The sequence below is a fragment of the Bradyrhizobium sp. AUGA SZCCT0283 genome, assembly GCF_018130385.1.
Taxonomy (GTDB): domain Bacteria; phylum Pseudomonadota; class Alphaproteobacteria; order Rhizobiales; family Xanthobacteraceae; genus Bradyrhizobium.
Map to the genome: position 1 here is coordinate 310,326 of NZ_JAFCLU010000001.1, position 22,325 is coordinate 332,650.

The following is a 22,325-nucleotide window of genomic DNA, read 5'->3' on the forward strand; positions in this document are numbered from 1 at the left end:
AGGATAAGGCATGTCTGTCAGGGTTAACGCGCTCGATCATCTCGTCATCAATGTGTCCGACGTGGCGCGTTCCACCGAGTGGTACCGGAAGATTCTCGGCATGGAGGTCAAGGTATTCGATCCGGGTGCGGGCAAAACGCCGCGGACCTCGCTGGTGTTCGGCAACCAGAAGATCAACGTGCGGCCGCGCGATGCCGACAAGGTCGAGTGGTTCACGGCCGACCACGAAACCGCCGGCAGCGACGATCTGTGCTTCCTGACGTCAAGCACGCCGGACGAAGTGGTGGCGCACCTGAAGGCAAATGGCGTCGCGATCGAGGAAGGCCCGGTCGCCAAACAGGGTGCCCGCGGCGCGCTGCGTTCGGTTTATTGCCGGGATCCCGACGGCAGTCTGATCGAGATTTCGTCGTATGAGGTCGGCGTGCGTTAGCCCCGCTCCCTCCCCGTCATTGCCTGCGACAAACGCGAAGCGTTTGCGCAAGGGAGCGTAGCGACGAAGCAATCCATCTATCCCCGAGCGGTGGATTGCTTCGCTCGCAATGACGTGGAGAAAGCCTAGCCTTCAACGACCATTTGCCCATTGCGCCGTCCAATGGCAGAACTACTCCCAAGCAAAAACCAAGGCAGCCGCTCTAAGGCGCACGGGAGGAATTCATGCCACTTTCGCAAGCCACGCCCGGCATTGTCGGGCCATTCGCGGGCCTCGACGTACCGTGGCTGCTGCGGATGCGCGCTGAGAGCCGCCGCGACCATCCGTTCCTGATCTGGGCGCCGTTCGAGGCGCCGGCGCGGAGCTGGTCTTACGGCGAATTCCACGAGCGCGTCGGCGCGCTTTCCGCCGGCCTCGTCAAACGCGGCGTCAAGCCGGGCGAATATGTCCTGATTCATCTCGACAATTGCATCGAGGCCATGCTGGCCTGGTTCGCCTGTGTCGAACTCGGCGCGATCGCGGTCACCACCAACACCCGCTCGGCGGCGGCGGAAATGGAATATTTCGCCGGTCATTGCGGCGCGGTCGCCGCCATCACCCAACCCGCCTATGCCGAACTGATCTCGGCCAATTGCCGTGGCCTGCGCTGGATCGCCGTGACCTCGCATGATGCCGGCAATACGCCGGCGCAAGGCGCGGCGCGCGGCGACAGTTTTGCGCAACTGTTCGCCGACAGCGCCGACCGGCCGCGCCGCGCCGCCGACCCGTTCGCGCCGTGCAGCGTTCAATACACCTCGGGCACCACGTCGCGGCCGAAGGCGGTGCTGTGGACGCATGCCAACGCACTGTGGGGCGCCAAGATCAACGCCGCGCATCAGGATCTGCACGCCGGCGACGTGCACCAGACCTATCTGCCACTATTCCACACCAATGCGCTGGCCTATTCGATGCTGGCGACACTGTGGGTCGGCGCAAGTTGCGTGATCCAGCCGCGGTTTTCGGCGAGCCGGTTCTGGGGCGCGGCGCTGGACCACCACTGCACCTGGACCTCGACGATCCCCTTCTGCATGAAGGCGCTGCTGGAACACGAGATTCCCAAAAACCACAAGTTTCGGCTCTGGGGCACCGCGGTATCCGAGCCGCCGCCGTTCGCCGCCTTCGGCATCAAGATGATCGGCTGGTGGGGCATGACCGAAACCATTACCCACGGCATCGTCGGCGAGGTCGATCAGCCCAATACGCCGATGTCGATCGGCCGCGCCGCGCCCGAATATCAGATCCGCATCGTCGAGGACGACGGCACGCCGACGGGTGTCGGTGGCACCGGCGATCTCCTGATCAAGGGCATCCCCGGCCTGTCGCTGTTTTCAGAATATCTGCACAACGAAAAGGCCACGCGCGAGAGTTTCGACGAGCACGGCTATTTCATCACCGGCGACCGCGTCACCCTGCTGGAGAACGGCTTCATCCGGTTCGGCGACCGCACCAAGGACATGCTCAAGGTCGGCGGCGAGAATGTCGCGGCCTCCGAGATCGAGCAGGTGATTGCGGTGGTCCCAGGCGTGCGCGAGGCCGCGGTGGTGGCGAAGAGGCATCCGATGCTGGATGAAGTGCCCGTCGTGTTCATCATTCCGCAGGCCGGCGTCAAGGACGCACCGGCCGACCTGCACGACACGGTCATGGCCGCCTGCCGCACGTCGCTGGCCAACTTCAAGGTGCCGCGCGAAATTCACTTCGTCGACGACATGCCGCGCTCGACGCTGGAGAAGGTGGCAAAGGCGGAATTGCGGAAGATGCTGGGGTAATGAAGGCAGTTGTCGCGTAGGGGGCAAAGCGTAGCGTGCCCACCCTTCATCGACGACAGCGCAAGAACGTGGTGGGCACGTCGCTAACGCTCCCTTGCCCACCCCTACGCAGTTCCCTTCAATTCACCTCGAACCGGATCGGCAGCTTTTTCGGGCCGTTGACGAAATAGGCCTGCGTCATCCTCACTTCGCCGTCGAGGGCGATCGATTTCAGCCGCGGCAGCAGTTCCTCGAACAGGATGCGCATTTCCAGCTTCGCCAGATATTGCCCGAGGCAGAGATGCGCGCCATAGCCGAATGCGACGTGGCGGTTCGGCTTGCGGTCGCAGCGGAATTTATACGGCTCGTCGAACACGTCCTCGTCGCGATTGCCGGACGCGTAGCACAGCATCAGCCAGTCGCCCTTTGCAATTTTGCGGCCGCCAAGTTCAGTGTCTGCTGTCGCCGAGCGCATGAAATGCTTGACCGGGGTCATCCAGCGGATGGCCTCGTCGACGAGACCCGGAATCAGCTCGGGATTGGCCTTCACCTTTTCGAATTGCGCGGGGTCTTCCGCCAGCGCCCAGACCGCGCCGGCGGTCGAGGATGATGTGGTGTCGTGGCCGGCGGTGGCGACGATCATGTAATAGCTGGTCGCGTCGTGATCCGGCATGTAGTCGCCGCCGATCTTGGCGTTGGCAATGACAGTGGCGAGATCGTCGCGCGGGTTGCGGCGCCGATCCTCGGTGATGCCCCGGAAATAGGCGCCGAAATCAGCCACCACCGACTGCATCATCACGGAGAACTGCTCCGCCGTGAGCTGTTCCCTGATCCGCGCCGTATCGGGGTCCTGCGGGCCGAACAGTTCCTGCGTCAGCTTGAGCATTCGCGGCTCGTCCTTCTCGGGTACGCCGAGAATTTCCATGATGACGTGCAGGGGATAGCCGAGGGCGACGTCTTCGACGAAATCGCAAGCGCCGCTTTTGTCGAGCATGCGCTGCACGGTGGCGCGCGCGATCTCACTCACGCGCGCCTCGAACTTTCCGAGATTGGCCGGCATGAACCAGCCCTGCGTCAACGCCCGGTATTTCGGATGATCGGGCGCATCCATCTGCACCAGGGAACGAACCAGATTTGGCCCGCCCGTGATCTTTCGCACGCGTTCTTCCACTGCCTGGTTCGTCAGCGTGGTCGGGCGGTCGGCATTGTGGAACAGCTCGTTCTGGCGGCTGACGGCCTGGATATGCGCGTGCTTTGTCACGACCCAGAACGGATCGAATTTCTCGGGCCGCGCGATCCCGAGCGGATTGTTGGCGCGCAGCCAGCGGTAGCTGTCATGGATGCGGTGGTCGGCATAGGCGGCCGGATTGACGAGCGTGGCCGCGATGCCGGCGGGAATGTCAATATTGCCGCTCAAGGTCGCCGTCGTGCCCATGGGCCTCCCCGCCTGCCTATGTCACCTGCACAAGGCGCGCTGATGATCAATGAAAGTTAGGCAGTTGCAAGGCCCGAAGCTTGTGTTGAGCGGCTACTCTCTCCCCGTCATTGCGGGCGAAGCGAAGCAATCCACGGCATAACGGATGGATGGATTGCTTCGTCGCTAACGCTCCCTTGCGCAAACGCTTCGCGTTTGTCGCAGGCAATGACGGCGGAGATTACGGCGCTCAATAATACCCGAACGCCACCGGGCGGAAGGCGTGCAGCAGATGCTGGTCGATCTTGTCGCCCATTTCTTCCATCATGCCGAACGCCTTGGCATGGGTGAACTGCAGCCGGTAGGCGCGCTTCTCGACCAGCGCGGCATAGATATCCACGATCGTGGTCAGCCTGACGATGTCGCTGATCTGCTTGCCGCTCAGGCCATTGGGATAGCCGGTGCCGTCGAGGAACTCGTGGTGGTGCAGCACCACGTCGAGCATTTCGGGCGGGAAGCCGCCTTCCGCGGCCAGCGCGTCATAGCCGCGGCGCGGATGCTGGCGCATCTCTTCCATCTCTTCCAGCGTCAGCGGGCCCGGCTTGTCCAGGATCGTCACCGGAACGAACGCCTTGCCGACGTCGTGCAGCAGGGCGGCACGGGCGAGACGGCGCTGGTCGTCCTCGCGCATGCCGAGATGCTGCGCGTAGGCGACCGCAAAGCCGGTGACGAAGAGACAATGACGGTAGCTGCCGGCGTGATGGCAGCCGACCGTCGTCAGCCATTCCCGCAAGGACGAATGCTTGATCGCCTTGAGAATCTTGTTCTCGGCCTCGATGATGTCGCTGAATTTCAGGGGAACGCCGGCCGGAAGCTTTTCGAAGATCTTGACCATCACGGCGTGCGCCGCTTCGACGCCCCTGTTCAGGACCTTGCCGCGATCGGTCTCGTCATATCCGTCGCTGTCCGGAAACGCGGCGCGAATCCGCTGCAGGATACCTTGCGCGTCGAACGGCCGCGCGATGGTGTCGGTGGCACCGAGCGCCCAGGCCTGCATCGATCCGTGATGCAGCGCGTCAGCCAGCACGAACAGCCGCGGCATTTCGCGATAGGCCTCGGCGCGCAGCTTGTTGCGCACCAGCTGCACGCTCTCCGCGGAGCGCAGGTTGATGTCGACCACGATTCCCGCAAGGTCGCGCTCCGGGGCGTCGGGAATATCTGAAGTCGCGATGGTGTCGACCTGACCGACGGATCGCAGAATGCTGGCGAGTTCGCTGCTTTGATCGCTCCGATCCGAAGCCAGCAACAGCCGACGCCTGGTCGAAGTCTTGTTGGTTGCCGATGTCATGAAACCCCAGACCCCTAGCGGTGATGACCTGCAACCGAAGCTAGCGGATAATCAGTTCCCCGGGGCTTAAGAGGGATGCTGAAAACGAACTACCGTAGACGCTAAAATTTTAGCGATCTTGTTCGTGATGCGCCGTACCCGGAACCGTCATCCTCCGCGCAAGCGATTGATTCAGCACACCATGGCGCTTAGGCCGCATTGCCGCGGCGTGCCGGATGCTCGGCATGCGCGGGACATCACGAGAGAGCGACAAAAAAATCCGCCGGAAGCATTGCCCCCGGCGGATCGTGCATCGATTGATGGCGCGCGCGTCTTACGCCTTCATGCTCGCCTTCACCGCTTCTGCCGTGATCGGCAACGAGCGGATACGTGCGCCGCAGGCGTTGAAGATGGCGTTGCCGAGCGCAGGCGCGATCACCGTCACCGCCGGCTCGCCGACGCCGGTCGGCTTGTCGCCGTTGGCGATGACGTTGACGGCGACTTCCGGCGTCTGGCTCATCCGCAACGGCTTGTAGGTATCGAAATTGGTCTGTTCGATACCGCCATCCTTGAGCGTCGCCTTCTCATACATGGCGAGCGAAAGGCCCCACAGCGCAGCGCCCTCGACCTGGGCGCGGATGTTGTCGGGATGCACCTGCATGCCGACATCGGTAGCCACGGTCAATTTCTTGACCTTGACCTCGCCGGAGGCTGACACGGCGACATGGGCCACGCACGCGGTCCAGCTTGCGGTTGCCCGCTCCTGCGACGAGACGCAGGCGACGCCCATGCCCTCGCCTTTCGGCAATTTGCTGGTGCCGTAGCCGGCCATGCCCATCGCCGCCAGCAGCGTGTTGCGCAGGCGCTGCGCACCGCCGTCGTTCTTGCCTTTGCCGTCCAGCAACGCGATGCGGTACTCGGCGGGATCCTTGCCGGCGGCGTGGGCGAGTTCGTCGATCATGCTTTCGACCGCCCAGAAGGTCCAGCCCGGCGCCACCGAGCGCAACTGACCTGACGGGGTGGCGTTGTGCGCCATTTCGTTCTTGATCGCGCGGACATTGTGATTGGGCACGGAATAGAAGAAGTCCGCGCCGTTCACGGTGAACGAGTCCAGTGGTCCTTTCTTGTCGACCGAGGGCGACAGCATGTCCGGGATACCCCAACGCGCGGTCGGCCATGCGCTGACCACGTCGTGATTGAGCGCGATCAGCTTGCCGTCGGCGTCCAGACCGGCCTTGACCTTCTGGAACGTCAGCGGGCGCGAATAGTCCATGGTCATGTCGTTTTCGCGGCTGTAGATGACCTTGACCGGCTTGCCGACGGCCTTCGCCGCCTGCACCGCAGGCACCATCATGTCGGCGTCGAGACGCCGGCCGAAGCCGCCGCCCAGCCACATCTGGTGCATGACGACGAACTTGGGATCGATCCCGGCCGCACCCGCCGCGATGGCGCCGGAGCGCGTCGCGAACTGGTTGCCGGAATAGATGTGCAGGATGTCGCCCTTGAACTCGGCGGTCGCGTTCATCGGCTCGAGCGGCGCATGGATGTTGATGCTGGTGGTGTACTCGGCCTCCAGCACCTTCGCCGCGGTCCCGAAGGCCGCCGCCGTGTCGCCGTCCTTGACGAAGAACTGCCCGGAATCGTCGAGCGCCTGCAGCCGCTTCGCCTCGTCGAGCAACGATTGGCTCGACAGCTTGGCGTTCGGACCGTTGTCGTAGGTGATTTTCAGCGCATCGGCCGCCTTGCGGGCGTTCGCATAGGTATTGGCCACCGCCACCACCCAGCCGCTCGTGCTGCCCGTCTTGTCGTCGAGAATGACGGCCTTGATGAAGCCCGGCACCTTCTTCGCTTCGCTATCGTCGAGCGATTTCACCGTCGCGCCGAAACGCACGGGCGGCGTGACCACCTTGCCATAGGCCATGCCCGGCAACATGACGTCGATGCCGTATTTGGCCGTACCGTTGGTCTTCGGGGGAATATCGAGCTGCGGAACCGAGACGCCGATCATGGTGTACTGGTCGGGCGTCTTCAGCTTGATCGCCTTGAGTTCATCGGGCGTGAAGGTCTTGGTGATCTTGCCGCTCTTGACGATTTCCGCAAACGTCATCGACTTCTTCGACTTCGGATGCGAGACGGTGGAGTTACGCACCACCAGTTCACCCTTGTTGAAGGGCGGAACGCCCATGGCGGCAGCCGCGGCATCGATCAGGGCCATGCGGCCGGCGGCGCCAGCGCGGCTCATCGCGTCGAAGTTCATCATCGTGCTCCAGCTGCCGCCGGTAATCTGCGCGCCGAGCACGGGGTCGTTGAACTTCGGATCGTTCGAGGCGAGCTGAACCCGCATGTCCTTCCAGGACGCACCGAGTTCCTCGGCCACGATCTGCGCCATCGTCGAGGCGATGTGCTGGCCCATGTCGGCCTTGCCGCAAGTCACCGTAACGAGGCCATCGGGCGCGATCGAGTACCAGACACTGGCCTCGAAACTGGAGGGCGCGGCCAAAGCCTGATCGATACCCGGAACGGCGGCATAGCCGAGCACGAGGCCCGTGGCGGCCGAGCCGACCAGGAACGAGCGGCGGCTGAGATCGGTTGGCGCGCTGCCGGTGATTTTCACGTGCGTATTCATGTGGCCCTCCGCTCGGTGCCGGCGTTGGAGGCGGTACGCATTTCGGATGCGGCGCGCATGATCGCCTTTTGAATGCGCGAATAGGTCATGCAACGGCACAGATTGCCGTCCATATGCGCGACCACTTCATCCTTGGTCGGATTGGGATTCTTGGAAAGAAGCGATGCCGCCTGCATGATCTGGCCGGACTGGCAGTAGCCGCATTGCGGGACCTGCTCGAGGATCCAGGCCTTCTGCAAGGGATGATCGCCCTTGGCGGACAGACCTTCGATGGTGGTGATCTTCTTGCCGACGGCGTCGCTGACCATGGTCTGGCAGGAGCGAACGGCTTCGCCATTGACGTGAACTGTGCAGGCGCCGCAGAGACCTGCGCCGCAACCGAATTTCGTACCGGTCATCTGCAATTGCTCGCGGATGACCCAGAGCAGCGGCGTATCGTTGGACGCCTCGACGGACATATTCCGTCCGTTGATATTGAGACTAGGCATGTTCGCTCCCCTTCCGGTGTATGAAGCCGCTTACGGCGGCATCTCACTTTTGGGTATTGGCCGGCACCCACCGGGTCGATGCCAGTTGGCGCGAAGAATGGTACCGATCTTTTCTAGAGGCAATGCAATTTGGAATCGTTCGAAGAGAATACCGTTGTGCGCTGCGGCAAGGCGTTGTCGTCAACACGTCGATCAACCTCGTCGCCGCAGACGCATCTTCCGTTTCCGCATTTCCCAACCGCGAACGGATCGCGCTAGGATAGGAGGAGGGCGGAATCAGGCGTCGTTGCTTCGGGAAAAACAGGAATGCCGACAATCAATCGTGACGGAGTCCACATCTATTACGAGGTTCACGGCTCCGGCCCACCGTTGCTACTGACACACGGCTATTCGTCGACCAGTGGGATGTGGCAGGGCCAGATCGCAGCCTTGTCGAAACATAACAAGCTCGTGTTGTGGGACATGCGGGGTCACGGCCAGTCCGGTTACCCCGAGGATACCGCAGCCTATAGCGAAGCGCTGACGGTCGCCGACATGGCGGCGCTGCTCGACGCCGTCGGCGCCGAGAAGGCGATCGTCGGCGGGCTCTCGCTCGGCGGCTACATGTCGCTGGCGTTCTACCGCGCCCATCCGGACCGCGTCCGTGCACTCCTAATCATCGACACCGGCCCCGGCTTCAAGAAGGACGAGGCCCGCGAGGCCTGGAACCAGCGCGCGCATGACACCGGCGACCGCTTCGAGCGCGAGGGTCTGGAGGTTCTGAAATCGGCCAGCCGGGAACGCTCCAGCGTCACCCATCGCGACGCGTCGGGACTGGCGCGCGCCGCGCGCGGCATGCTGACCCAGCGCGATGCCCGCGTGATCGAATCCCTGCCCGATATCAAGGTACCGTCGCTGATCGTGGTCGGTGCCGACGACACGCCGTTCCTCGCCGCCTCCGACTACATGGCCGCCAAGATTCCGGGCGCGCAGAAAGTGGTGATCCCGGCCGCCGGCCACGCCGTCAACATCGACCAGCCTCAGGCCTTCATCGACGCCGTGCTGCCGTTCCTCGACGGCCTCGATGCCAAGGCACCACGGAAAGCCGCGTCATGAAGATAGCCGCTGTGGCCTTCGCGCTGATCGCAGGCAGCTTCACGCAAGCTGCCGCACAACAACTGCCGCCGATCGGCGGCCCCTACCCGCCGCCTTTCACCGAAGCGCTGTCGAACAACACGCCATTGGCGTTCGGCATGGACGCCGACGAAGCCGCAGCTGCGCTCGGCACCCCGCTCAATTATGTCCGTGGCCGTCCGGGCGAAGAAGTCTACCTCACATTCCGCAACATCGGCGGCAGCGGATTGTTCAACAAGAAGGACCGGCTCTTTCTGCAATTTCGCAAAGGCAGGCTGGCCGGCTGGAAAGGCGACTGGGGGCACAACTGGATGTGGCAATAGCCGCGGCTCCGCACATCACGCAACCGACGTCGTGCAACCCAAAACAAGAAGGGATGATCCGTGGGACAGGATATCAAGCTGACGGCTTCGGACGGTTTTAAACTGGGCGGCTATCGCGCCGATCCCGCTGATGCGCCGAAGGCGGCCATCGTGGTGATCCAGGAGATCTTTGGCGTCAATCACCACATCCGCTCGGTGTGCGATCGGCTGGCGGGCGAAGGCTATGTCGCGATCGCGCCGTCGATCTTCGATCGCACCCAGCCGGACTTCCAGTGCGGCTATTCGCCTGACGAGATCGCGACCGCGCGAAAGTTCATCGCCAATCCCGATTGGGCCGCGATGCTGCGCGATGCCCAGGCCGCGATCGATGCCGTGAAGGATGTCGGCCCGGTCGGCATCATCGGCTTCTGCCTCGGCGGCAGCATCGCCTATGCGGCGGCGACCAAGCTGTCGGGGCTATCGGCCGCCGTCGGTTACTACGGCGGCGCCGTCGTCCGCTTTGCCGACGACAAACCGCTAGTGCCGACGCAACTGCATTTCGGCGAAAAGGATGCGGGCATTCCGCTGACCGATGTCGAGGCCATCAAGGCCAAGCGGCCGGATGTCGAAGTCCACATCTACCCCGGCGCCCAGCACGGCTTTCACTGCGATGAACGCGCAAGCTACGACAAGGCCAGCGCCGATATCGCCTGGCCGCGCAGCCTGGCGTTTTTTGCGAAGCATCTAAAGAGGTGAGGCGAACTTCTCCGCCGTCATTCCGGGACGTGCGCAGCACGAACCCGGAATGACGGACCGCAAGCAAGTAACAGTTCACTCGCCCTTGACGCCGGTTGCCTTCACGACATCGGCCCATTTCTCGTAGTCGCGGCGCAGGACTTTCTCGAACGTTTCCGCCGATCCACCCACCGGCACGAGGCTGAGCGTCTCGATTCCGGCGACGCCCTCGGGCGAGGCGATGATGCGGGCGAGTTCGTCCGAAAGCTTCTTCACGATCTCCTTGGGTGTTGCGGCGGGTACGAACACGCCGAGCCAGCCTTCGATTTCAAAACCGGGGTAACCGAGTTCGGCCATCGTCGGCACGTCGGGCAACGCGGTCCTGCGCTTCTCGCCGCCAACCGCCAGCGCCCTGAGCTTGCCCGCCTTGATTTGCGCGCTCGCCGTGGTCAGGTCCTGGAACGCCGAGGTAACCGTGTTAGCGAGCAAGTCGTTCGTGAGAGGAGCCGAGCCGCGATAGGGGATATGGGTCATGTCGATATCGGCGACCTTCTTGAGCAATTCGCCGTAGAGGTGGGACGTCGTGGCGTTGCCGAAGGTGCCGTAAGGCTTGCCGGGGTTCGCCTTGGCATAATCGACCAGCTCCTTGACGGACTTGATCGGCTGCTGCTCGGGGACCACCAGAACGATGGTCGACAAGGCGATCTGGGTGACCGGCGCGAGATCCTTGAATACATCGTAAGGCAGCTTCGCAACGAGGCTCGGCGCCTGAATGATCTGCGTAATGCCGATCAGCACGGTATGGCCATCGGGCTGCGCCTTGGCTACGTAATCATTGCCGACTACGCCGCCGCCGCCCGACTTGTTCTCGACAAGGACGGTCTGCTTCCACGACTCCTGCAATTTGTTGGCAAGCAAACGGGCGAGGACGTCGGTGGCGCCGCCGGCCGGGTACGGCACGACGAAGGTGATGCGTCGGCTCGGATAGGAATCCGCCGATGCCTGATGCGAAGAAGCACACAAAGCCGTCACGGCGATGGAAGCAAGCAACGCTGCCGCGGTCGCCGCCCGCACCACGCCGACCGGCAAATGATAGTTCATGGTCATACTCCGGATTGCAGGCACATTACCGACAAGCCGGCGCGCCTCGATTCAATGATGCATTTCTCTACATCGCTGCAGCGCAACTTGGAACATGGTTTCTAATGCGATCAGCGCATAGCGCTAATTTACCGCAACCGACACCGACGCACGGCGTCAACAGACTTTCGGAAACGTGCGCGGACACACTTCTGCCACTGCAGGTTAGACCGACCTGAAGATTGATTCTGCAACATGACGCAAAACGCCGGATCCGCACCGGCGCGAAATGGATGCTGAATTTTCCGCAGCTCAAACGCGCGGCATTTGCCTGGCGATCATGCTCAAGAAAAGGGCCAGATCGAGATGACGATTCGATGAAAATGCGTTGCGCGCTAGAACCAGCGCTCGCTGACGAGCACGGTATCACCGGGACTGATCGGGCTGCCGGGCGGAACGACGAAGCGTGCTGCTCCCGACGCATCGGTGTGGGTGACTGTAACGCTATCGCGGCGGGCGCGCGGCGAAAAGCCGCCGGCAATCGCCACCGCGCTCTCGACCGTCATGTTGGGTACGTACGGATATTGCCCGGGTGCTGCGACCTCGCCGAGAATGAAGAACGGCCGATACGCTTCGATCTCCACCGCGACCGATGGATCCCTGATGAAGCCGGCGCGCAGTTTCGCTGATATCTCCGCCGCCAGTCCCGCCGTGGTGCGGCCCCGCGCCGGCACCGAACCGATCAGCGGCATCGTGATCGAGCCGCCGGCGTCGATCGCGTAGGTGTTGGTCAGGCCTTCCTGGCCATAGACGACAACGCGCAATTTGTCGCCGGCATCGAGATGATAGGCAGCGTCATATCGCACCGGCGCGGGTTCGACATAGGCCACGGGTGCAGCGACGACGACGGGTGCTGGTGCTGCGCGTGGTGTCGCGGCGAAGGCGGCGCGAAGCGCGCCGATGGCGCCGCCGCCGGACTCGGCCGCGACCGCCTGCGGCGGCGGGGCGTTCGGCTGGCCGTAGGCCATTGAATCGAGATCGCCTTGCGGCGCGACCGCGACCGGCCCGGTCGTGCGCATGCAGCCCGACAGAGCGAGCGCGGTGATGATCGCAGTGATCGGTATTCGAAACGCGCGCACAACCCGCACCGGAGCCATCCCTCAAAACGAGACGGCTCCAGTCTTGCACCGGGTATGGTTAATAAAGGGTTGTTTGCACGCGGCGCGGGAGATCGAGACTCCCTCGCCCCGCGCTTGCGGGGTGAGGTTGAAGAAGGCAGCCGATCAGGCGGTCACGCCGGCGCCGATCGGGCACGACACGCCGGTGCCGCCCAATCCGCAATAGCCCGCCGGGTTCTTGGCGAGATATTGCTGATGATAGTCCTCGGCGAAATAGAATTTGCCCGATGGCGCGATCTCGGTGGTGATGGCGTTGAGGCCCTTCGCCGCCAGCGCCTTCTGATACGATGCCTTCGACGCGTCGGCGGCTTGGCGCTGCGTATCGCCGAAGGTGTAGATCGCCGAGCGATACTGGGTGCCGACATCATTGCCCTGGCGCATGCCCTGCGTCGGGTTGTGATTTTCCCAGAACGTCTTCAGGAGTTGATCGTAGGAGATCTTCTTCGGATCGAACACGACCAGCACCACTTCGGTATGACCGGTGCGGCCCGAACAAACCTCTTCATAGGTCGGATTGGGCGTATGTCCGCCGGCATAGCCGACGGCGGTCGCATAGATGCCGTCGCCGAGTTCCCAGAACTTGCGCTCTGCGCCCCAGAAACAGCCCAGGCCGAACACCGCCTGCTCAAGGCCCGCAGGATGGGGCGGCTGCAGCTTGCGGCCGTTGACGAAATGCGTGGTGGCGGTCGGTATCGGGGTGGCACGGCCCGGCAGCGCTTCGGCTGCGCTTGGTAACGCGGTGGTCTTGCGCATGAACAACATGGAGTACCTCCAGGCGGGACATCGGGGGACGCGACAACGGCGTCGGGCGGTTGGATTTCTATATATGTCTTTACGCCGGATATCGCAGCCCTGTTACGCCGTGCCCGAGGGCGGGCGGCGGCCGGGTCAGTCCCGCGAATAGCCGATCAATGGCTTGCGGGGCCGGAACAGGATCATGAGCAGAATGCCGACCACGCCCATCACGGCAAAAACCGGCTGATCCAACAGGACCTTGATGACGCTGTTCCAGAGCCAGGGTGCGGTACCCTCGACCCAGGTCCGGAACGCAAGCTGGCTGGACTGATGGACGTCGTTCCAGAACTGGCCAAACCGGGTGAACCGCAGGGTCTGGTCGGCGACGAAACGGGCGCCGTCATAGACCATAAAGATGAATCCGCCGGCCAGGAGCAGCAGGCCGATTAGCCGGAAAAAACCGCGGATCATGCGTCACCTTATATCTATCGCCCCCAACAGACCGTCAGCCAATACCGGGGGCACCCCGGAAATTCAACCTCATCAGCACCTTACGCGCCATTTCCGCGCCCCTTCCCGGCCTTTCGGGGAGGGCGGAAAGCGTTGACGGTGCAGGACTCGCCCTCTATAAGACCCCCAATGGCGGCGGGCGCAATCCCGCCGCCGCTGTTCTTTGAGCAGCGCCGGCTTCGGGAGCATTTTGGCTTCCGTCCATGGCATCCTCAAGAACGGCTTACGTCAGAACACCCTGGAAAACACCACCAGCGTCGATCACGCAATTTGAACGGCCGGCGCGCTCAAGCCCGACCACCCGAGCGATGACAGCCGAAGGATAGTTGAGAACATGGCCAATACCTCTTCCGCCAAAAAGGCGACCCGCAAGATTGCCCGCCGCACCATCATCAACAAGTCGCGCCGCACCCAGATGCGTGGCGCGGTTCGTACCGTCGAGGAGGCGATCAAGAGCGGCGATCGCGAGGCGGCACTCAAGGCGATGAAGCACGCAGAACCGGAACTGATGCAGGCGGCGCAGCGCAACATCATTCACAAGAACAATGCGAGCCGGAAGGTGTCGCGCCTGACGCACGCGATCGCCAAGCTCGCGAAGTGAACTGACAGAAATAGATATTCGTCAAAAGCCCGGCTTCGCCGGGCTTTTGTTTTTTCCCAGTCATGCCGGCGTGCGAGCATGACCGCGAAAATCCATCTCGCCAGGCACGTGCATTCTGTTGCATTTCGGGCTCACGCTGAAAGGTGCGCTGTGACAATTCAATTGTCCCGTTGCTGAGCACCGGGTTACGTGTCACATTTCTAGCGCCCGTAGTTTTACGAGGTGCAATTTATTGCACTAGCGTAGTCGTGAGCATTTGCGAGAAGCATGAGCGCAACGGCTGACCAATCCGACGCCAGCTTCTTCTGCCCGCATCGCTGCCGCGCAGGGTTACCCTGAAAAACAATTCCGAAAAACGACGTCTCGCTAATCACTTATCCACATAGCGAGCACAAGCGTTTTGAAAATTGGTCCCGGTAACCACGATTGTAACGGTTTCTTAAAAAATTTTGCGAGTGCAGCGAAAACTGTCACGGTTGTCGGCGCCGCGCGATTCTACGCGCTGATTCAAAAACTTGGTGTGGAGTTTCGCAATTGCAGTGTTGCAACACAGCCGAAGAGTCGGGCCACGTCGTCGAATCACGGATTGTCAGAAATCGCGCTTGGTGTATTTGTTACTCGTTCGCGACGTTCAAGGCTCTCCTGACCAGCGCGGTATGAGACCCAAGAGCGGACGTGCAAATCGGCGGCGGTGTGCGCGTTAGCGACGCTTTCCAAGCGAAGCTGAGTTGGTAACTCATAGCAATATGGGAGCGGTTGTTTTGTGTCTAAATTTCCCGGCGTGGCGCTCGCGTTCAGCGCGCTCCGGACAAGGGGAATAAGACAAGGGAACAAGATGCTGGCCGGCGATGCAACGATTGGGAACGCAGAGATCGTGAACGTGTTGAAGACGACAGACTGAGATATGCGGCGGCGCAGCGGTCGGACAAGCGGATGTTCGGTAGCAGCAGACAGGCTTTGAAAACACTGGTGATGTGATTGCTCGCCGCGCGTTCTCGCGGCGAGAGGGGGAGGTACTATGCTTTACGGAATCAACGCGACATTCGGCACGCTCATTTTTTCCATCGAGACCGCTTCTGAATCCCTGAACGACGTCTTGAGTCGTCCACCCACGCGAACTCCGGCTAGACCGTCGAGTACGCGCTGACCTCGCGGTAGCCTCTCACTCCATCCAGCCTTTGATCTGTGCAACGGCGATTCCGCCGAACGTTCGATCCTTGTCTGGTGGTGGCTGAAGCTCCGCGTCGAGGTCACGTCTGGCAGGAAACCTGCAAGGCAACCCGCCAGGCGATTTCCCAAATACCATTACTCATTCAGAAAAGTTCTCAGGCAATGACAAATATGGAACAGGATCGTTGGTCGCGCGTGAAGGGGCGGTTGCGGACGAGTGTGGGCGAGGACGTCTATACGAGCTGGTTTGCGCGCATGGACCTGGAGGGCGTGCAGGACGAAAGCGTGCATCTGTCGGTTCCGACCCGATTCCTCAAGAGCTGGATCCAGGCGCATTATGCCGACCGCGTCCTGACCTGCTGGCAGGCCGAGATGCCGGAAGTGCACCGCATCGACCTCACCGTGCGCACCGCGATGCGCTGCGCCGCGCCCGCCAAGGAAGCCGCAGTTCCAGCCGATCAACGCCGCATCGAGCAGGCCAATGGACGGCCCGCGCCCGAATTGCGCGCGACCGCGACCGCGCCGGTGTCCGCCAATCATGACGCGCTCGGCGGCTCGCCGCTCGATCCGCGCCTGACCTTTGCAAGCTTCGTGATCGGCCGCTCCAACACGCTGGCCCATGCGGCCGCGCGCCAGGTTGCCGAAGGACGCCGCGGCGATGCCGTGATGTTCAACCCGCTCTACATTCACGCCGGTGTCGGCCTGGGCAAAACCCATCTGCTGCAGGCGGTGACATGGGCCGGCAATTCGGGGAGCGAGCGCAAGGTGCTCTATCTCACCGCCGAGAAGTTCATGTACGGCTTCGTCGCCGCGCTGAAGACGCAGACGGCGCTGGCGTTCAAGGAGGCGCTGCGCGGCATCGACGTGCTCGTGATCGACGATCTGCAGTTCCTGCAGGGCAAATCGACCCAGGCCGAGTTCTGCCACACGCTGAACGCGCTGATCGATGCCGGACGTCAGGTGGTAATCGCCGCCGACCGACCGCCGTCCGATCTCGAGAGCCTCGACGATCGCGTACGCTCGCGGCTGGCCGGTGGCCTCGTCGTGGAGATGGGTTCGCTCGGCGAAGAACTGCGCCTCGGAATCCTGAAGTCGCGCGTGGCGGCAGCGCGTGCGCATCACGCGAGCTTCGACGTACCGGAAGCGGTGCTGGATTATCTGGCGCGCACCATCACCCATAACGGCCGCGACCTCGAAGGCGCCATCAACCGCCTGCTCGCCCACTCCAAGCTCAACGCCCAGCCGGTGACGCTGGAAATGGCCGAGCGCGAGGTGCGCGACCTGATCCGTCCGCAGGAACCGAAGCGGATCAAGATCGAGGACATCCAGCGGGTGGTCGCCCGGCAATACAATGTCAGCCGTTCGGACCTGCTCTCGTCCCGGCGGACCGCGAACGTGGTTCGGCCGCGTCAGGTCGCGATGTATCTGGCCAAGACGCTGACGCTGCGTTCGCTGCCCGAGATCGGCCGCCGGTTCGGCGGACGCGACCACACCACGGTGCTACACGCCGTGCGCAAGATCGAGGCACTGGTGGCCCGGGATACCGCGCTGTCCGAAGAGGTCGAGTCGCTGAAGCGGCAATTACAGGAATAACGGCATAAGGAACAGGACTGGCTCCTCCCCAGCCTCTCCCGCCCTGATCCAATCGAAGTCGGATTTATCCGACTTCGATAATTATAACGCCCAACCCGGGTAAACCCGGTTGGGTGGGCGGGAGAATTTTTTTCTGCCGCCATTTTCTGCCGCAAAAGTGGGGAACGGGGTTCTCTCTCCCTTGCACCGGCGCCCCATCCGCGCCACCTTGCGGTCCCCCCGGGGGTTTGATCAAATCCGATCCTGATCCGGCTTTTCGGGTTTCCAATGCCGCGGCGCTGCCTTTACGGGCCGCCCGGCTTTTCCATCTCTGGCGGGTATTGCAATGAAGGTCACCGTCGAACGCGCGCAACTGCTGAAATCGCTCGGCCACGTCCATCGTGTGGTCGAGCGCCGCAACACCATCCCGATCCTCGGCAACGTGCTGGTCCGCGCCGAAAACGCCCGGCTGTCGCTGAAGGCGACCGATCTCGACCTGGAGGTGACCGAAACGCTGCCGGCGGAAACCGCGACCGGCGGCGCCACCACCGTGCCGGCGCATATGTTCTACGACATCGTCCGCAAACTGCCCGATGGCGCACAGATCGTGCTGGAGGCCGACGGCGACCGTGCGGTGCTGGCGATCCGCGCCGGCCGCTCGCGCTTCACGCTGCAGACCCTGCCCGAAAGCGACTTCCCGGATCTCGCCGCCGGCGACATGACGCATTCGTTCTCGCTGGCGGCTGCCGACGTCAAACGCCTGATCGACCGCACGCAGTTTGCGATCTCGACCGAAGAGACCCGATACTACCTTAACGGTATCTATCTGCACACGGCCGGCAGCGCCAAGGCCGCCACGCTTCGCGGCGTGGCGACCGACGGCCATCGGCTGGCGCAGATCGATCTGGCGCTGCCCTCTGGCGCCACCGGCATGCCGGGCGTGATCGTGCCGCGCAAGACGGTCGGCGAAGTGCAGCGGCTGATCGAGGACAACGAAGCCGAAGTCAAAATCGAACTCTCGCAGGGCAAGATCCGCTTCACCCTCGGCAACGTCGTCCTGACCTCGAAACTGATCGACGGAACCTTCCCGGACTACGGCCGCGTCATTCCGCAGAATAACGACAAGGAGCTGATCGTCGACAAGAAGGATTTCGAGGCCGCGGTCGACCGCGTCTCGACCATCTCCAGCGAGCGCGGCCGTGCCGTGAAGCTCGCACTGTCCGCCGGCAAGCTGGTGCTGTCGGTGACCAATCCGGATTCCGGCAGCGCCACCGAAGAACTGGAAGTCGAGTACGCCTCCGACGCACTCGATATCGGCTTCAACTCGCGCTATCTGCTCGACATCGCCGCCCAGATCGAAGGCGAAGTCGCCGTCCTGAAGCTCGCCGACCCCGGCTCGCCGACGCTGGTGCAGGACAAGGACGACAAGGGCGCGCTCTACGTGCTGATGCCGATGCGGGTGTGAGCACAACTGTCATTGCCGGGCTTGACCCGGCAATCCATCAAACCAAATGACCTATTGGGTGTACATCCTCGCTAGCAAGCCCGGTGGAACGCTGTATGGGTGTAACGTGGTTCGGCGCGTCTACGAGCATCGGGAAGGCTTGGCGGACGGCTTTACCAAGCGATACGGCATCAAGGCACTGGTCTATTTCGAAGCGCACGAAACGATTGCCGTAGCGCTTCAACGCGAGAAGAACATCAAGCATTGGTCGCGCGAGTGGAAAATAGATCTGATCGTCGCGGGCAATCCCGATTGGCGAGATCTTTACGAAGAAATTGTCCGCTGACGCGGACGATGGATTGCCGGGTCAAGCCCGGCAATGACGACCGGCCATGACCCCCTCCCGCATCCAACGCCTCTCCCTCACGCATTTCCGCAACTACCGCGCGGCGAGCGTGCAGGCGCGGGGGGATGTCGTGGTGCTGGTGGGGCCGAACGGCGCCGGCAAGACCAACTGCCTGGAGGCGATCTCGTTTCTGTCGCCGGGGCGGGGCCTGCGGCGCGCGACGCTGGAAGATGTCGCCGACAACCAGGGCGATGGCTCCTGGGCGGTCTCGGCCGAGGTCGAGGGCGCGCTCGGGCTCGCCACGCTCGGGACCGGCATCGACGCGCCCGCAGCGGAAGCCGCCTCCACCAGTCGGCGCTGCCGGATCGACCGCGAGCCGGTGAGTTCGGCAACCGCCTTTGGCGATCATTTGCGCATGGTGTGGCTGACGCCCGCCATGGACGGGCTGTTTCTCGGCGCCGCTTCCGAACGGCGGCGCTTCTTCGACCGGCTGGTGCTGGCGATCGACAGCGAACATTCCAGCCGAGTCTCGGCGCTGGAGCGCTCGTTGCGCTCGCGCAACCGCCTGCTCGAAGTGCGCAATTATGACGACCATTGGTGCGACGCGATCGAGCGCGAAACCGCCGAGCTTGCGGTTGCGGTCGCCGCCACCCGCGGCCAGACGGTGACGCGGCTGGCCGCGATGCTGCGCGAACGCGGGCAAGCCTCAGCCTTTCCGTCGGCACAGATCATGCTCGACGGCTGGATGGAAAATGCGCTGCTCAATGAGTCCGCGACATCGGTGGAGGATCGTTACCGCGAGATCCTGCGCGCCAGCCGCGCCCGCGACGCCGCGGCCGGCCGCACGCTGGACGGCCCCCACCTCACCGATCTGCAGGTGGTCTACGCGCCCAAAAACATGCCGGCGCGCGACGCCTCCACCGGCGAGCAAAAGGCACTGCTGATCGGGCTGGTGCTGGCCCATGCCACGCTGGTTGCCGAAATGACCGGCATCGTGCCGCTGCTGCTGCTCGACGAGGTGGTCGCGCATCTTGATCCCAACAGGCGCAAGGCGCTGTTCGATGAACTCGCCAGGCTAGGCGCGCAGGTCTGGATGACCGGGGCCGATCCGGCCGCATTCGTCGATATCGGCACGACGGGCGAGATTTTTGATGTGGAATCGGGTCAGGTGAGCCGCCGCGGCTGAGCCCATAAAGGGCCAGTTTGAACCTAATCCCGTGCCGGCGCGACTAGTTTTTGGGACTGGCGTCAGAGACGCCGCGGCCCTTGCGGCCACGCGGCCATCGTTCGTACGCAACAAATACCGGAGACGAAAATGCCTGAGATCGAGCGCGGGGTCATCCCGGCCGGAAAACGCCTGCTGCCGCTGATCTTCCTGCTGGCTGTCGGCACACCGCTGGTGGCGAAGGCCGACAATGGCATCGTGGACGTCCGCGCGCTGCCGCGCCTGGAAGGCGCCGTCGAAGATTCCTCGCGCACACAATCCTACAGCATGAGCTACGGTGTTCCGACCGTCGTCGCGGTAACGTCAGCCGCCACCAAAAAGCTGCTCGCCGCCGACGGTTGGGTGCAATTCTTGCGGCCGCTCGATGAGAAGAGCAGCCTGCTCACTTTCAAGAAGGCCCAGCAGGGGCTCAACGTTCATTTCACGCAAGGCCTCGGCCGGCCCGATCAATCGGTGGTGTACTACACCGCCGAGCGGATCACCTCCAACGTGCCATTCCCCCCGGACGCGACCGATATCGTGTTCGACCAGCACCGGCCCTATCTCGGCTGCATTGCGCCTCTCGCCTTTGACGCAACGCTCGATTTCTTCCGCAGGGAGATGGCCGCGATCGGCTGGAAACCGCTTTCCGCCGTTGATGCGACCGCGCGGTGGCCCGGCGCGGAGCTCAGTGAGACGGTCCAGAACGGCGTCCGCACCTATTACAGCCATGACGATGGCGATGGCTTCTACCGGCAGCGACCGATCATGCTGACGCTGCTGCGTCGCGACGACGGCAGGACCAGCGTGGAAATCCGGGTCGCGCCGTTCGCACTGCCGCAGACATTGGAGGCCGATTCCGAAATGGCTGGCCTGCCGCGGCCGAAGCCGACCAAGACTGCGAAAAGCTCCGGCGGCTCCGATTCTGTCCGCCGACAGATGGAGGTCGCGGTCATCGCCGAGCTTCCCGCAACGCTTGCCTTCTATCGCCGCGAACTTGCAAGCCGTAACTGGACCGAAGAGACGAAAGGCGCAGTCGTCACGCCTGATAACGTCACGCTGAATTTCTCCTCCGCCGAGCAGACCGCAACGCTGACGCTCGGACGCAAATACGACCTGACTGTCGTCGGTCTCACCACACAGATGACGGAAGCGGCGCTGGCCGCCCGCGCCAAGGCGAAGAAAGAGGCCGACGCGAAGTTCATGAACGACGCCGCTGATATGGCCAAGCAGGTGATCGCCGCCGACGAGGCGCGGCGGGTCGCGCAGGCCGCCAATCTGTCGGATGCGCCGCTGCGCACGTTGGCCGACAGCGCAACCCCGTTGCCGGTGCCGGAGAACGCGGAAAACGTAAAATTCGACGGCGCCGACGGCAGGCTCGGATTCGATTCCGCCTCCAGCGTGAAGGCGATCGCCGCATTCTATCGTGGCTTGCTGAAGTCGCAGGGCTGGAAAGAGCGGCCTTCGGTCATCAATCAGGCCAACATGGTCGTGATGGACTTTTCCAAAGGCGGCAAGGCATTCTCCCTCACCGCCATGCAGATGGGGCCCAAGGTCAAGGTCAGCGCCGATGGTACCGGCCTGGTGATGGCGAACCAAAAAGTGGCCGCCAAGGCTGACGGAGCGGGCGCTCAGGCCTCCAATGAACCGAGCGCCAAGGTCGCCGATGAGGTTCTCGAAGCCGAGGCCGATTCGCCGTTGCCGGTGCCGAGCAAGCGCACCATGCGCTCGATCGGGACCGGAAAGATGCCCGGCAGCGACGCACCGTTCCGCAGGGAGCTCGAGGCCAGCGTTCCCGCCACGCTCAATTCGGTGCTGGTCTTCTACCGCAGCGAACTCGGCAAGCGCGGCTGGCAGGAGACGGCGGAAGGCGCTGTCCTGAAACCTGACCAGGTGCACTTGGCGTTTACCTCGCCCGACGGACCGGCGACGCTGAAACTTGGCCGCGGCAAGGGCGAGACCACGATCAATCTCGCCCAGAAATATCCGGCCGCGGCCGCCAAGGCGGACGTCGTACCGAAGCCCGGCCAGTCCAAACTGATGTTCGGCAATATCGGCAAGAGCGACGCCACGGTTTCGATCAACAAGCAGACGATCAAGATCGCGGCCGGCGCCGGCGGACCGCAATCGCCAAGGCCTCCAATGATCGATTTGCCGCCGGGCAAATACCAGTACGCGCTGAAGATCGCGGGCGGCCCCGCGCGCAACAACCAGATCGAGTCGGCGCCGGCGACACCTGGGGCGTGATAATCGGGCCCGGCGGCGA

Annotated in this window: 19 protein-coding genes; 11 read left to right on the forward strand and 8 right to left on the reverse strand. The window is 63.1% G+C overall.

The window, feature by feature from the left end; translation table 11 throughout:
• The first annotated feature begins 10 nt into the window (after nucleotides 1-10).
• Nucleotides 11-430: a VOC family protein gene (locus JQ624_RS01480; protein WP_212417052.1), complete on the forward strand. Its 420-nt coding sequence runs from the start codon at nucleotides 11-13 to the stop codon at nucleotides 428-430.
• Nucleotides 431-654: 224 nt separating this feature from the next.
• The gene (locus JQ624_RS01485; RefSeq protein WP_212417053.1) at nucleotides 655-2,235 is read left to right on the forward strand and encodes an AMP-binding protein; all 1,581 of its coding nucleotides are present in this window, start codon (nucleotides 655-657) and stop codon (nucleotides 2,233-2,235) included.
• 118 nt (nucleotides 2,236-2,353) lie between these two features.
• Here JQ624_RS01485 and JQ624_RS01490 read toward each other — a convergent pair whose 3' ends face one another.
• The 4 genes from JQ624_RS01490 to JQ624_RS01505 form a co-directional block, all read right to left on the reverse strand.
• The gene (locus tag JQ624_RS01490; RefSeq protein ID WP_212417054.1) at nucleotides 2,354-3,649 is read right to left on the reverse strand and encodes a cytochrome P450; all 1,296 of its coding nucleotides are present in this window, start codon (nucleotides 3,647-3,649) and stop codon (nucleotides 2,354-2,356) included.
• A gap of 229 nt (nucleotides 3,650-3,878) precedes the next feature.
• Complete coding sequence (locus tag JQ624_RS01495) at nucleotides 3,879-4,976, reverse strand: HD-GYP domain-containing protein (protein WP_212417055.1); 1,098 nt, start codon at nucleotides 4,974-4,976, stop codon at nucleotides 3,879-3,881.
• Between the two features lie 313 nt (nucleotides 4,977-5,289).
• Entirely contained in the window at nucleotides 5,290-7,581 is a 2,292-nt protein-coding gene (locus tag JQ624_RS01500; protein ID WP_212417056.1) for a molybdopterin cofactor-binding domain-containing protein, read from the reverse strand.
• On the reverse strand, nucleotides 7,578-8,069 hold the full coding sequence (locus JQ624_RS01505; RefSeq protein WP_212417057.1) for a (2Fe-2S)-binding protein: 492 nt from the start codon (nucleotides 8,067-8,069) through the stop codon (nucleotides 7,578-7,580). Before JQ624_RS01505 ends, JQ624_RS01500 begins: the two co-directional genes overlap by 4 nt.
• 306 nt (nucleotides 8,070-8,375) lie before the next feature.
• Here JQ624_RS01505 and JQ624_RS01510 point away from each other — a divergent pair, with 306 nt between their 5' ends.
• Genes JQ624_RS01510 through JQ624_RS01520 form a run of 3 tightly spaced genes read left to right on the forward strand, consistent with a single transcriptional unit; the run spans nucleotide 8,376 to nucleotide 10,240 of the window.
• Nucleotides 8,376-9,164 (forward strand): alpha/beta fold hydrolase, encoded by a 789-nt coding sequence (locus JQ624_RS01510; protein ID WP_212417058.1) that lies wholly within the window; start codon nucleotides 8,376-8,378, stop codon nucleotides 9,162-9,164.
• A complete protein-coding gene (locus tag JQ624_RS01515) occupies nucleotides 9,161-9,505 on the forward strand; it encodes a hypothetical protein (RefSeq protein WP_212417059.1) in 345 nt (114 codons plus the stop codon). The genes JQ624_RS01510 and JQ624_RS01515 overlap by 4 nt, the downstream gene beginning before the upstream one ends.
• Before the next feature lie 60 nt (nucleotides 9,506-9,565).
• Nucleotides 9,566-10,240 carry a dienelactone hydrolase family protein gene (locus JQ624_RS01520; RefSeq protein WP_212417060.1) on the forward strand — a complete coding sequence of 225 codons (675 nt, stop codon included), beginning with the start codon at nucleotides 9,566-9,568 and terminating at the stop codon, nucleotides 10,238-10,240.
• Nucleotides 10,241-10,315: 75 nt separating this feature from the next.
• On the opposite strand, the gene JQ624_RS01525 is transcribed toward JQ624_RS01520, so the two are convergent.
• From JQ624_RS01525 to JQ624_RS01540, 4 genes are all read right to left on the reverse strand, one after another.
• Nucleotides 10,316-11,320, reverse strand: coding sequence for a tripartite tricarboxylate transporter substrate binding protein (locus JQ624_RS01525; RefSeq protein ID WP_212417061.1), 1,005 nt, complete (start codon nucleotides 11,318-11,320; stop codon nucleotides 10,316-10,318).
• 374 nt (nucleotides 11,321-11,694) lie between these two features.
• Nucleotides 11,695-12,447 carry a polysaccharide biosynthesis/export family protein gene (locus tag JQ624_RS01530; RefSeq protein WP_409334293.1) on the reverse strand — a complete coding sequence of 251 codons (753 nt, stop codon included), beginning with the start codon at nucleotides 12,445-12,447 and terminating at the stop codon, nucleotides 11,695-11,697.
• A gap of 135 nt (nucleotides 12,448-12,582) precedes the next feature.
• Complete coding sequence (gene msrA, locus JQ624_RS01535; protein ID WP_212417063.1) at nucleotides 12,583-13,239, reverse strand: peptide-methionine (S)-S-oxide reductase MsrA; 657 nt, start codon at nucleotides 13,237-13,239, stop codon at nucleotides 12,583-12,585.
• Nucleotides 13,240-13,365: 126 nt separating this feature from the next.
• A complete protein-coding gene (locus JQ624_RS01540; protein WP_212417064.1) occupies nucleotides 13,366-13,683 on the reverse strand; it encodes a hypothetical protein in 318 nt (105 codons plus the stop codon).
• A gap of 373 nt (nucleotides 13,684-14,056) precedes the next feature.
• On the opposite strand from JQ624_RS01540, the gene rpsT reads away from it, so the two are divergent.
• From rpsT to JQ624_RS01570, 6 genes are all read left to right on the forward strand, one after another.
• Nucleotides 14,057-14,323, forward strand: a complete 267-nt coding sequence (gene rpsT / locus JQ624_RS01545; protein WP_212417065.1) for a 30S ribosomal protein S20 — start codon at nucleotides 14,057-14,059, stop codon at nucleotides 14,321-14,323.
• 1,332 nt (nucleotides 14,324-15,655) lie between these two features.
• The gene (dnaA, locus tag JQ624_RS01550; protein WP_212417066.1) at nucleotides 15,656-17,086 is read left to right on the forward strand and encodes a chromosomal replication initiator protein DnaA; all 1,431 of its coding nucleotides are present in this window, start codon (nucleotides 15,656-15,658) and stop codon (nucleotides 17,084-17,086) included.
• 325 nt (nucleotides 17,087-17,411) lie between these two features.
• The gene (gene dnaN / locus JQ624_RS01555) at nucleotides 17,412-18,530 is read left to right on the forward strand and encodes a DNA polymerase III subunit beta (protein ID WP_212417067.1); all 1,119 of its coding nucleotides are present in this window, start codon (nucleotides 17,412-17,414) and stop codon (nucleotides 18,528-18,530) included.
• Between the two features lie 46 nt (nucleotides 18,531-18,576).
• On the forward strand, nucleotides 18,577-18,855 hold the full coding sequence (locus JQ624_RS01560; protein WP_212417068.1) for a GIY-YIG nuclease family protein: 279 nt from the start codon (nucleotides 18,577-18,579) through the stop codon (nucleotides 18,853-18,855).
• A gap of 46 nt (nucleotides 18,856-18,901) precedes the next feature.
• Nucleotides 18,902-20,041: a DNA replication/repair protein RecF gene (gene recF, locus JQ624_RS01565; protein WP_212417069.1), complete on the forward strand. Its 1,140-nt coding sequence runs from the start codon at nucleotides 18,902-18,904 to the stop codon at nucleotides 20,039-20,041.
• 129 nt (nucleotides 20,042-20,170) lie between these two features.
• Nucleotides 20,171-22,306, forward strand: coding sequence for a hypothetical protein (locus tag JQ624_RS01570; RefSeq protein ID WP_312014365.1), 2,136 nt, complete (start codon nucleotides 20,171-20,173; stop codon nucleotides 22,304-22,306).
• The last annotated feature ends 19 nt before the right edge of the window (nucleotides 22,307-22,325 follow it).